The 12,039-nt window shown below is 40.7% G+C and carries 9 protein-coding genes, 3 tRNA genes and 1 pseudogene; all 13 read right to left on the bottom strand.

What is annotated here, in order from left to right; genetic code table 11:
- Window positions 1-298: 298 nt before the first annotated feature.
- Window positions 299-374, bottom strand: a tRNA-Lys gene (locus Q0F90_RS04015).
- A 4-nt stretch (window positions 375-378) separates the two neighbouring features.
- Window positions 379-454 (bottom strand) — tRNA-Asn (locus Q0F90_RS04010).
- 7 nt (window positions 455-461) lie between these two features.
- Window positions 462-536: transfer RNA gene (locus Q0F90_RS04005), tRNA-Gly, on the bottom strand.
- 241 nt (window positions 537-777) lie between these two features.
- Entirely contained in the window at window positions 778-1,881 is a 1,104-nt protein-coding gene (locus tag Q0F90_RS04000; RefSeq protein ID WP_296003563.1) for a nicotinate-nucleotide--dimethylbenzimidazole phosphoribosyltransferase, read from the bottom strand.
- A complete protein-coding gene (locus Q0F90_RS03995) occupies window positions 1,878-2,915 on the bottom strand; it encodes a nicotinate-nucleotide--dimethylbenzimidazole phosphoribosyltransferase (protein ID WP_296003561.1) in 1,038 nt (345 codons plus the stop codon). The genes Q0F90_RS04000 and Q0F90_RS03995 overlap by 4 nt, the downstream gene beginning before the upstream one ends.
- 159 nt (window positions 2,916-3,074) lie before the next feature.
- Window positions 3,075-3,931 (bottom strand): annotated as a pseudogene (locus Q0F90_RS03990) (prephenate dehydrogenase).
- Between the two features lie 103 nt (window positions 3,932-4,034).
- Window positions 4,035-5,381: an MATE family efflux transporter gene (locus tag Q0F90_RS03985; RefSeq protein WP_296003559.1), complete on the bottom strand. Its 1,347-nt coding sequence runs from the start codon at window positions 5,379-5,381 to the stop codon at window positions 4,035-4,037.
- 180 nt (window positions 5,382-5,561) lie between these two features.
- Window positions 5,562-6,434, bottom strand: a complete 873-nt coding sequence (locus Q0F90_RS03980) for a 2-oxoacid:ferredoxin oxidoreductase subunit beta (RefSeq protein ID WP_296003557.1) — start codon at window positions 6,432-6,434, stop codon at window positions 5,562-5,564.
- Between the two features lies 1 nt (window position 6,435).
- Complete coding sequence (locus tag Q0F90_RS03975; protein WP_296003555.1) at window positions 6,436-8,187, bottom strand: 2-oxoacid:acceptor oxidoreductase subunit alpha; 1,752 nt, start codon at window positions 8,185-8,187, stop codon at window positions 6,436-6,438.
- 321 nt (window positions 8,188-8,508) lie between these two features.
- The gene (gene truA / locus Q0F90_RS03970; protein ID WP_296003552.1) at window positions 8,509-9,294 is read right to left on the bottom strand and encodes a tRNA pseudouridine(38-40) synthase TruA; all 786 of its coding nucleotides are present in this window, start codon (window positions 9,292-9,294) and stop codon (window positions 8,509-8,511) included.
- A complete protein-coding gene (locus tag Q0F90_RS03965; protein ID WP_296003551.1) occupies window positions 9,291-10,094 on the bottom strand; it encodes an energy-coupling factor transporter transmembrane protein EcfT in 804 nt (267 codons plus the stop codon). The genes truA and Q0F90_RS03965 overlap by 4 nt, the downstream gene beginning before the upstream one ends.
- Window positions 10,084-10,944 (bottom strand): energy-coupling factor transporter ATPase, encoded by an 861-nt coding sequence (locus Q0F90_RS03960; RefSeq protein ID WP_296003549.1) that lies wholly within the window; start codon window positions 10,942-10,944, stop codon window positions 10,084-10,086. The genes Q0F90_RS03965 and Q0F90_RS03960 overlap by 11 nt, the downstream gene beginning before the upstream one ends.
- Window positions 10,944-11,891 (bottom strand): energy-coupling factor transporter ATPase, encoded by a 948-nt coding sequence (locus tag Q0F90_RS03955; RefSeq protein WP_296003547.1) that lies wholly within the window; start codon window positions 11,889-11,891, stop codon window positions 10,944-10,946. The genes Q0F90_RS03960 and Q0F90_RS03955 overlap by 1 nt, the downstream gene beginning before the upstream one ends.
- Window positions 11,892-12,039 lie beyond the last annotated feature (148 nt).

Here is a 12,039-nt window from a genome sequence, read left to right as displayed (position 1 = left end):
GTCGTTACATTTAAGTAACTTTGAATTATGGTTGGTTTTGACTTTGTCAAAACCCGCACTCTGGCATATGTTCAATCATATGATTGATTACCTATCATTGTTCAGTTTTCAAAGATCTGTTACGTTAGTTCAAAGCCCTAACGACTTGTATAGTATATCAATCTAATCCCAAATCGTCAACCTCTTTTTCAAAGATTTTTTCGATTTATTTTTCATAGATTTTATACTTGCAATCATAACCAAATACTCTATAAATAGAGATAGAAAACTCACAAACCGAAGTTTGTGAGTTTTAATTTGGTGACTCACCCGCGACTCGAACGCGGGACACCCTGATTAAAAGTCAGGTGCTCTGCCAACTGAGCTAGTGAGTCAAAATGGCTCCTCGAGTAGGACTCGAACCTACGACCGATCGGTTAACAGCCGATTGCTCTACCGACTGAGCTATCGAGGAATGTTTATGGAGCGGGAAACGAGATTCGAACTCGCGACCCCCGCCTTGGCAAGGCGGTGCTCTACCGCTGAGCTATTCCCGCATACAGAACCGATAATTAATATAACATAATTATCAATCTGTCGTCAAGAACAAATTGAGAATGTCCTGACTGCCTTATAATAATATCAATTTACACATATAGTGTCAATGGTTTTTCCATGAAATTCCTACAAATTTTTGATTTTACAGAGATATCAAATTAAGAATGAGGGATACTATAATCCCTCATTTTTCTTACTTAATTTCTACAAGCTTATAAGCTCATTTTACTAGTAAATAATCTAGTTTTTACCAGCTTGTCGGCCTTTACCTGCCCCATCTTCGGCCACACTTACTTCGGCTTCGATGAATGTTTTCATGTCATTTAGCATATGCATAGATGCATCGATGATAGATAGCCCCATCGTAGAACCTAAGGCTTCATCGATTTGTAAGTTATAATGCAAGCATGGTTTCACACCTAGGAATCGACATTGTTCCTTATGGATTGGTTCCTCATAGGCAGCCGATGGGAATACATAGTCCTTAACTAGTGGTTCAATAGTAACAGCGGCCAATACAGCAGCACCTGTTACGGCATTATCAAAAACGATAGCCATACGATGACTAGCAGCACCTAAGATAAAGCCAGTTAAGAATGCAATATCTAGACCACCTGCAACATGCAGCAAATGTAATACCGCATCACGACGCTCGCTTTCACTCAAAGCAGACCAATCATCAACGGCAATGTTAAAGCGATCTACAAAGGAATGAATATGAGCAGCCCTTTGCTCTACTGTTGGGCCACATTCGGTATGAACGAGAATATCATCATAGGCACAGCCTGTAATAGTAGCAGTCGTTACGAGGGAATCAAGGAACGCTCTTTCCCCTATATTGCCGATAGCTACGACTTGTAAGCCATCGTTGTGTAATTTATCAGCATAAGTAAAACCTAGCTCAATAGCGCACTCTAGTTCATCTTGAGAGATGACAGGTTCTACACCGAAGAAATGAGAGCCTTTGCGAATGACTTGTTGATCAATATATTCTAAATCACTAGTATCTTGTTCAAGACCTACGTTTACAACATGTACGTCTGCATTTAATTTAAATGCCGCCCCTTGCGTAGCCGTTCTGCCTTCGTTAAAACGTTTGATGACTGCGTAGCTTTCACTACCATGCTGACTATTTTGAGGACCATCTACCAAGTGATCTGCAGCTACAATGAGCACACCATAACGCAAATGATTTGGTTTAGGATCTGCCAAAATACCTGCAAAGCGTTCTGCTATAAGCTCTAGCGTAGCCAAACTATAAATTGGTTTTGTTAAATTATCAATACGTAACCGGCACTCCTCCATGGAGGGTACGTGCAATGGTTCTATAGTAAAAGTTCTCATGCCTTACCTCCTGTTATGGCCAAATACATATGAACTGCAAGATCTAGCATGCCCATTTGAACCGAACTACCAGAGGCCTCGCCTAGACAAAGTCCCAAATCTACATATGCTTCTAAGCCTAGATTTTCTAAAGAGGACTTCGCTGCCTTTTCGGCCGACAAATGAGATGCCATCACATAATCCATGACTTCTGGCACTAAGGTTTTAGCAACTAATGCACAAGCCGATGTATTAAATCCATCTATGATAACTAATCCATTATTAGCGGCCGCACCTAAAATAACGCCAACGATACAAGCAAATTCAAAACCGCCTACAGCGGATAAAATCCCAATAGCATCGTCTTTTGGAATATCCTTATATTTTTCTAGTACATCATGAACAATGCGTTGCTTTAATTTGAGGCGTTCGTCGGAAATGTTAGTGCCCCGCCCTGTTGCCTCTTCTGCTGTAAGGCCCGCAAACTTAGCGGTCATAAGGGCACTAGCGGTCGTATTGGAAATACCCATTTCGCCTACTAAAAATACGTTGAAGCCTTCGTCGATTTTTTCTTTTACGAGACGGATACCTGTTTCGATACCTTCAATCGCTTGTTCACGTGTCATGGCAGGCTCGTCCACAAAGTTTTTCGTGCCCATACCAAGTTTATGACTGCGTAACCCCGGTACCCAACTCATATCCGCATCAATGCCCATATCAATAACTTCCATTTGAGCACCACAGTAATTAGCTAAGGAATTGGCACCAGCCCCTTTAGGGATTAGGTAGTTTTGTGTCATGCCAACGGTCGTTTCCTTTGGATACGCACTAACCCCCATATCCGCCACACCGTGATCTGCACTAGCGATAATCATGCATGGCTTAGGTATAGTCAAAGTCTCTTGATTCGTAGCAGAACCATATTGGGCCACTACATTTACGAGTCGACCATATTGCTCTATGGGTGATGCTGTATTCCAGCTATCGATTATATGTTGTTCAATCTCTTGGTTGCGACCTACAATAGCGCCACAAGTTTCTTGTAACAAACTCATACTATCTCCCTTAACTAAATAATATATCGGTTTACTTTTTGAATATTAGTAATTTTAGAATATTAGTATATTTTTAGAATATTAGTATACACATTTTAGAACATGAACAATGTCACTTCAGCTACATAACCTTGATTATGTTAACAATTCTTTATTATGTTAGTTATCTTTAATTTGTCCCGTTAAATACGGCAACTTACTGCGAACATCACGACTGCGTTCTAAATAGGATTCCAATGCTTGACCTTCATCCTCTTGTGAAAGCACCTCTTTTACACGTTGGATTTCAGCTTCAATACGAGTAAGACCTTCAATGACATTGTGGCGATTTCCGTAGATGATTTCACGCCACATAGACGGCAAGCCGCCGGCTACGCGTGTGCAATCTCGGAAGCCACCAGCAGATAATCGCATACGTAATTCGCCTAATTCATCGCCACCTGAAACTTGCGTCAAAATGGCCGCCAATAAATGAGGCATATGACTGACCATGGCAAGATACGCATCGTGGGCGTAAATGTCGACGAACTCAATACGAGAACCTACGGCGCGGCCCATCTCAGCCAGCTCTTGAGCCACCTCTTCACTATATACTTCAGAGGCCTTATCCTCTAGGACGATCCAGCCCATACCTTTAAAAAGGTTTTTATGAGATACTTCGTAACCACCTTTTTCTGAGCCTGCCATAGGATGGACAGATACAAAAATCGTCCCCTTAGGAATTGACTCATACACAGCACGAACAAAGTTTTCCTTCGCCTAAATAAATGTGCCGTCTCAATAAAGAGTCGGGCATTTGTATCTGGCGGTAAGGAGAACACAACGATATCTGCATTTTCAATCAATGGTTCTACCTCTGTCCAAGCAGCTTTCACCACACCATCCTGAATGGCAGCATCACAAACCTCTTGGCGTCGAGCATAGCCCACCACCTCATAGTCGGTATACGCCTTCAAAGCCTTTGCCAGTGAACCACCTAATAAACCTAAGCCAATAATACCTACTGTCTTACTCATATAAACCTACTTTCACAATATCTAGTAATGTACACTCTCCAATGTAATGCTAAATATATCTACAAACTATAAAAGAATTAATTAAAATAACAGGAATTCAAATTTAAGCTTCAATAAGTCTCTTATTTTTCCATTTACCGCTATACCAGCGATACACAAACAAAAGACCTCGTAATATTTCATCTATTGCCATGGCAACCCAAATGCCTACGAGCCCCCAGCCCCAGTAAATACCAAAGAGGTACGATAGTGGCACGGCACATAACCACATGCCCAAAATGCCTACCAGCATTGGAGTTCGAATATCTCCCGCTGCTTGTAAGCAACCAACCATAACGATATTCACGGCACGACCTAGTTCAAGGAAAATTTCTACCAATAATACATTATGGGCTAATGATAAAATTTCAGGATCCGTAGTAAAGATAGAAAGAACAAAATCACTAACAAGATAGAAGAATGTAGCAAGACCTACGTTAATAGCAATCGCTAAAAACATAGAATGCCATACGCGATTAGTTACCTCTTCTTGGCGTTTTGCCCCCATCAAGAAGCCAACAATAACTTGTGAAGCATTGGCGAGTGCTATTGTATATACATAGCACAGCATAGCAATAACGGATACATACACCTTTGTATTGATTACTGCGAGTCCCAAAATATTGACCATTTTCATAATCGTCGTTTGAGACAATTGATAGCTTAATGTTTCCCCACCAGAAGGAACACTGATATGCAATAAGGACTTAATCGTATGCCACGGGAATGGTTTTAAGAATGTAAAACTCACCTCTAAAGTAAGCAGCTTCTTAAAGGTATAAGCGATAATCAGGAGGCCCACTACCTTAGATAGCCATGTCGAAATAGATACCCCTAGTACACCAAGACTTGGTATTGGCCCATGTCCAAAGATTAATACATAGTTCGTTATAATATGGATTACATTCATAACGAGTGCTATGTACATGGTAATACGCGTTAGTGAATGACCTCTAAATACAGCAACTAATGCATAGTACATAGCCTGTATCGGCAACCCTGCCGCTACGATGGTCGTATAAATCGACGTATCACGCATCGTTTCAGGTGGTATACCGAGCCACGTGAAGATCCATTCATGGCAAGTGATAAAGAATACTGCTGCTATAGATGAAAATAAAAAATTCAGCACCAAGCTGACCGTACATACCTCAGATAGCTTAGACTGATTGCGAGCCCCTAAATACTGGGCAATCAAGATCGTCGTAGCCGTACTCATCACAATAATGAGCATAATAAAGATATTTAAAATTTGATTGGCATTAGCTACCGCAGCCACTGCTTGTGGTGAGTAGTGACTCATCATCAATTGGTCTATATTACCTACTAGCATCTGTAGGAACACTTCAATAAATATAGGCCAACTCAAAGTCCAGATGGATAGACTAATCCCCTTTTCGTATGCTTTCATAAAAACCTCTGCAATGAATACGATACAATTGCAATGAATATCATACAATGTCCTTATTATATCACGTTATATAACCACATGGGACAAATCATAGAAATCAGTATATCAAAAAAACGTGCCACCCGAAGGTGACACGTTTAGTATGTAGATAAGCAAGTATCTATAGTGTTCTGCTAATGCTTATTTGAAGCCGTTACATAAGCTGTCGAATAATGCTTGGTCAGGTTTTACAACGTCTTCAGTTAATGGACGTGGGTGTGCGCCGCCATTAGCTGCTGCCAAGGATTTTTCGAAGGAAGGTTTAGATTTATTTTGGTAAATAAGACCAGTAACCAAACCATCTGTATCGCCCAAAGTTTTAAGTGCTGCTGCACGATCTGTTGGATCATAGCCTTCAGGCAATGCTACTAAATGTTCTTTGAACCAGTCATAGCTATTGCGTTTGTTGTATGTAACACATGGGCTAAATACGTTGATGAAGGAGAAACCATCATGGTCCATAGCTTGTTGAATCAAATCAACAAGTTCTTCACGGTTGATCATGTAGCTTTGAGCTACGAATGTAGCACCTGCTGCAATCGCAGTTTCACAGATGGACAATGGGGACTCGAACGCACCATGAGGAGTTGTTTTTGTAACAAAACCGATGTCGGAACGAGGGGATGCTTGACCTTTAGTCAAACCATATACATGGTTATCCATTACAACGTATGTCATGTTTACATTACGTTTGAAAGCATGGATAGTGTGACCCATACCGATAGCGAACGCATCGCCGTCACCAGAGAATGCGATAACTTCTAAGTCTTGGTTAGCAAGTTTTACGCCTTGAGCGTAAGGAAGTGCACGACCATGAGTTGTATGAGCACCGTAAGCGTAGAAATAACCACCGATACGGCTGGAGCAACCGATACCGGAAATTACTGCTAATTTTTCTGGTGGAATATTTTTCGCTACTACAGCGTCAGTAATCGCTGCTTGAACCCCATAATGGCCACAGCCTGGGCACCAGTTAGGACGAATATCGTTTCTGTAATCTTTAGCTGTTGCCATATTATAGGACCTCCTTAATCGCATTTTTCACATAACTTTTTGTGAATGGATTACCATCGTATTTTAAGCAGCTAGAAATTTTATTTTTCCGATGCATGTTGATTTTAAACAAGTTAGTCAATTGACCAGTTTTATTGTGCTCTACGATAACCACTTTTTTCGCAGCATCAAAGAATGGTTGTAATTGTTTTGCTGGGAATGGTTTAATCAAGCGCAATTGCAAGTGGTTAACTTTAACGCCTTCTTGATCGAATTCAGCAACTGCTTCTTCGATAGCGCCACGGCTGGAAGCCATACCTACAACAAGTACGTCTGCTTCGTCGTATTTAGCGTTGTTCAAGAATGGTTCGTAGTTATCAGCTACAGTTTCCAATTTGCGGAAACGTTTATCAGTTTGCGCTACGTGCATTGTAGGCGCTTCTGCTGGTTTACCTTCTTCGTTATGCTCTAAGCCTGTGGAAAGGAATAGACCATTTTTCATGCCAGGAATTGTACGAGGAGAAATACCATCTTCAGTCAATTCAAAGCGTTTGAAGTATTTAGGTTGTTCCAATGCAGGAAGTTCTGCTTCTTTCATCATTTTACCGCGGTTGATAGGTACACGGTTCAAATCGAAGGAAGGAACGGATTGTTTATTCAAGCCTTGTTGTAAGTCAGGCATAAAGATTACTGGACATTGGTACATTTCTGCCAAGTTGAAAGCTTTTTGAATTTCATAGAAGCATTCTTCGATGGATGTTGGAGAAATTACGATACCAGAGTAATCGCCATGTGCATTGTAGCAAGCCGCATCAATATCGGATTGCTCAACTTTTGTAGCCATACCAGTAGATGGGCCAGAACGTTGAACGTCGATAACAACCATTGGCAATTCAGCCATGGAAGCCATAGACAAGGATTCTGCCATCAAGGAAAGACCAGGGCCAGAAGTACATGTGAAGCCACGAACACCAGCGTATACGCCGCCCATAGCTGTCATGCATGCTGCGATTTCGTCTTCTGTTTGAACAACTGTAGCACCCAATTTGTCCATGTTTTTAATCATGAATTCCATAACTTCGGATGCTGGTGTAATAGGATAAGATGCCATGAAACGGGAACCCGCTGCAATAGCACCAAGAGCACATGCTTCATTACCTAATAAGAACATTTGATCTTTCTTACCAGGAGCTGGCAATGTATCGATTTCAACATCGCCTAATTTTTCCATTACGAGGCCATGACCATCGTCAAAAGCAGCTAAGTTTTTATCGATAATTTCTTGGGATTTTTTCGCGAATTGTTCAGCAATAGCATCTTTGAACAATTTAGTTTCAAAACCAAGAAGTGCTACGGACATACCAAGTGCTACGATGTTACGCATCAACATGGAGCCTTGTTTCATCGCTGTTTCAGAGATTGGCAAGGATAAGCAATTGATTTTTGTACCTTCGTATTTAGAGAAGTCCGGTTTTACTTTGCTATCACAAATGATGTAACCGCCATCACGAACTTCGGAACCGTGCATATCAACAGTTTCTTGGTCAAGAGCTAGCAAGAAATCTACGCCTTCACCGATGGACATAATTTGTTCTAATGCTACGCGCAATGCGAATGTAGTATGACCACCTTTGATACGAGATGCAAATAAACGTTGGCTATACAAGGAATAGCCTTCTTTAGCGAGGATTGTCGCCATGATTTCGCCGCAACTCTCGATACCTTCACCTTGTTGGCCGCCCATTTTCCAGATAAAATCTTTACGTTTTTGCAAGAGATTCACCCTCCTTAGGATAAAAATTACACTGCTGACAAGAGTCTAACTTACTATTTTTATATATGTATAGTACGAACCTGTCTTATATCGTCATTGTATCATGTATACTTTAGGTTTACAATGTATCATTTCTCATAATAATAGGTATAAATTAGAGCATTATAACTAAAACTTATAAGAGAAAAAGGATACTACTTTTTTAGTAGTATCCTTTTAGTATTTATGCTCATCGTTTTATAATTACTCTTTTAAAAAAGAGTCTATATAAAATTATATAGAATATTTATTCTTAAATTATATAGAATATTTATTCTTAAATTATATAGAATATTTATTCCGTAATACCTCTTGTTGCCGTGCCTCAGTAAAGAAGATTTCTTCTAAACATAAACCTTGGGCAGGTGCCGTTTTTCCTATCACACGACGATCTTTAGCAGCTAAATACCCTTTAATATCCTCTACCTTACGGCGACCAAGACCTACATCTACGAGTAAGCCTGCAATATTACGCACCATATGGTATAAGAACCCATCACCTACTACAGAAATAGTCACATGAGGCCCCTTTGCCTCTACATGAATACCCATAATAGTCTTAACGGGATCAGCTGGTGTAGAATTCGTTCCTTTTAAGGTCGTAAAGTCATGTGTACCCAGTAATTCATTACCAGCAGCTTGCATGAGTTCAATATTTAGAGGCTTCTTTACATGCCAGTGATATCGTTTCGTCAACGGATTAGCAATGAGCTGATTATGGATGGTATATACATACTCTTTACCGTATATATTCCAACGCGGTTTCCAATCGAGTGGAATTTCCACCGCTTCACGAACAACTATATCCTTGGGGATATGAGCTATCATGGCCCGTGGAATATTCTCTACCGGTATAGCACCAGAGGTTTGAAAGGTGCACACTTGAAACTTTGCATGTACCCCTGCATCCGTGCGAGAGGCACCGTAGATTTGAATCGGTTCATTACAAATTTTTGATAAACCGTATTCTAAACAGCCTTGTACTGTTAAACCCTTATCATCGGGTTGCTTTTGATAGCCTGCTAAATCAGTACCATCATAAGCTACTATGATTCGTAAATTTCTCATAGGCCAAGCCACCATAATAGGATGAGTACAATAGTAACCAAAATAACAGCACCGACGCCGATATAATCGACATAAGTCACTTGTAATTCTTTCATACGAGTACGATTTACGCCGCCTCTATAGCAACGAGCCTCCATAGCGATAGCCAGTTCATCAGCACGTCTGAAAGCACTGATAAATAATGGTACTAAGAGCGGTACCATATTCTTTGCTCGTTGAATGATAGAACCAGTCACAAAGTCTGCACCACGAGCAGATTGAGCTTTCATAATACGATCCGTCTCATCTAGTAATGTTGGAATAAAACGAAGCGCAATGGTCATCATCATAGCCAGCTCATGGGCTGGAACGCCAATACAGCGGAATGGATTGAGCAAATGCTCGATACCATCTGTTAAGCGGATTGGAGATGTAGTATACGTCAACAACGAGGAAAACAAGATTAAGAAAATTAATCGTGCCGCCATTTGAAGGCCCATCGCCACACCATGGTCGGTGATATTAATAATGCCCCATTGGAAAATAGTATTACCAGGTGTCGTAAAAATATGAATGCCCATAGTAAATACAATGATAATCCAAAGTGGTTTAATAGCAGACCACATAAGACTCAATGGCAAGCGAGATAATAGCATCGCAAAGATTGTAAAACCACCTACAATGCCATAGGCTAGCGGGGAATCTGCCAAGAAGATGGCCACTACGAAAATAGTGGTAGCAATAATCTTTGCTCGTGGATCCATGCGGTGCAAGAAGGAATTTCCAGGGAAGTATTGACCAATAGTTATATTATTTAACATGGCTACCTCCTTCTAGAATGGCTTGTACTGCATCATCTACGGATAGAACTCGGTTAGACACATCAAGACCTTGTTCACGCAAATACTCCATAGTTACAGATACTGGAGGTACATCTACGCCAACAGCTTGTAATTCATCGCGATGATTATTAAAGATATCCATCGGTTCCCCATCGAGTACAATGCGACCTTTGTCGAGTACTACAAGACGGGATGCCATGCGAGAAATATCCTCCATATTATGGGATACGAGGATAACCGTAATCCCTTTCTCCTTATGGAGGCGAATGATTTCCTCAAAGATTTCTTCACGACCAAATGGATCAAGGCCCGCAGATGGCTCATCAAGAACTAAAAAGTCTGGATTCATTGCTACTACGCCAGCAATAGCAACGCGTCGCATTTGACCACCAGACAAATGGAACGGAGAACGCTCTGCATACGTATTGTAGTCAAGGCCTACAAACTTCATGGCATCACGAACGCGTTCATCTACTTCATCAGCACTAAGACCTAAATTTTTAGGACCAAATGCAATATCTTGAGCGATAGTTTCTTCAAATAGTTGATGCTCAGGATATTGGAATACCATACCTACCTTATGGCGCATCTTTTTAGCCTCCTCTGTGGAAGCGCTAATATCTACACCATTAACAGTTACTGTACCTGTCGTAGGATGTAATAAACCATTTAAATGTTGTACAAAGGTAGATTTACCGGACCCAGTATGACCGATAACACCTAGAAACTCACCAGTTTCAATAGTAAGAGATATACCATGAAGGGCGGTCTTTTCAAAAGGGGTTCCCATGCCATAGGTGTATGTAATATTATCTAATACAATCGCCATTAGTGAGTTCCCTCCCCTCTTGCATCAGTCGTCAGCTCACTGGCATGAACCTCTTCAACCTTAGTAGCCTCATGACGAGAATTTACTAATTGATCTGCCAGTTTTGAGCTTTTAAGACCTTCTGCCAGTTCCTCATTGTTTATAATGCTGCTACCAACTGCATAACCTTTTGCATTTAATTTGAAAGCAATTTCAGAGGCTACAGGCACGTCGAGGCCCAGCTCTTTCAAGGTATCTACATGGCTAAAGATTTCACGAGGTGTACCATCGTGTAATTTCACACCATTTTTCATAACCACAACGCGGTCAGCCGTAACGGCTTCCTCCATGAAGTGCGTAATAAAGACGATAGTAATGCCCTCTTCTTTATTGAGCTTATGAACTGTTTCCAGAACTTCGCGACGACCTTTTGGATCGAGCATGGCCGTTGGTTCATCTAGAACAATACAGTCTGGTTTCATAGCAAGCACGCCAGCAATGGCAATGCGTTGCTTTTGACCGCCAGATAACAAGTGAGGACCATGTTCTCTATATTCAGTCATATTAACAGCTTCTAATGCTGCATCGACACGTTTTCTAATTTCATCACTAGGAATACCTAGATTTTCAGGACCAAACGCAACGTCCTCTTCTACGACAGCTGCTACGATTTGGTTATCAGGATTTTGGAATACCATGCCTACATGTTGGCGGATATTCCAAATATGCACTTCATCGCGCGTATCAAAGCCACATACATTAACGTGACCTTCGCTAGGTTGTAATAGCACATTAAAATGCTTAGCAAGAGTACTTTTACCACTGCCATTAGTACCGATAATACATACAAACTCGCCGCGCTTAATAGATAAATTCACATCATCTAAAGCGCGTACATCATTGCCGTTTTCATCAGTATATATATGACTCATATGATTGACCTCAATCATAATGTCTTTTTCGTTCATGAATAGCCTCATATCTTTCTAGTCAATTTCGTATGGTGAAAGTAAAACCCTTTACGGTTAACAATAAATATTCATCCTTTACGATAACTGCTAACATATTACGATATTGTACTAATCGATTGTACCATAAAATTGACAATAAAAAAAC

The sequence above is a fragment of the uncultured Veillonella sp. genome (assembly GCF_934190855.1).
In the GTDB taxonomy this organism is placed as follows: Bacteria; Bacillota; Negativicutes; order Veillonellales; family Veillonellaceae; genus Veillonella.
The sequence above is the reverse complement of the archived record's forward strand: the minus strand, read 5'-3'. Positions and strand labels throughout refer to the sequence as shown.

What these genes read in the sequence shown, in the direction of transcription:
- Q0F90_RS04000 (WP_296003563.1), bottom strand. Translation starts at nt 1,881, where the DNA reads ATGAGAACTTTTACTATAGAACCATTGCACGTACCCTCCATGGAGGAG.
- Q0F90_RS03995 (WP_296003561.1), bottom strand. Translation starts at nt 2,915, where the DNA reads ATGAGTTTGTTACAAGAAACTTGTGGCGCTATTGTAGGTCGCAACCAA.
- Q0F90_RS03985 (WP_296003559.1), bottom strand. Translation starts at nt 5,381, where the DNA reads ATGAAAGCATACGAAAAGGGGATTAGTCTATCCATCTGGACTTTGAGT.
- Q0F90_RS03980 (WP_296003557.1), bottom strand. Translation starts at nt 6,434, where the DNA reads ATGGCAACAGCTAAAGATTACAGAAACGATATTCGTCCTAACTGGTGC.
- truA (WP_296003552.1), bottom strand. Translation starts at nt 9,294, where the DNA reads ATGAGAAATTTACGAATCATAGTAGCTTATGATGGTACTGATTTAGCA.
- Q0F90_RS03965 (WP_296003551.1), bottom strand. Translation starts at nt 10,094, where the DNA reads ATGTTAAATAATATAACTATTGGTCAATACTTCCCTGGAAATTCCTTC.
- Q0F90_RS03960 (WP_296003549.1), bottom strand. Translation starts at nt 10,944, where the DNA reads ATGGCGATTGTATTAGATAATATTACATACACCTATGGCATGGGAACC.
- Q0F90_RS03955 (WP_296003547.1), bottom strand. Translation starts at nt 11,891, where the DNA reads ATGAACGAAAAAGACATTATGATTGAGGTCAATCATATGAGTCATATA.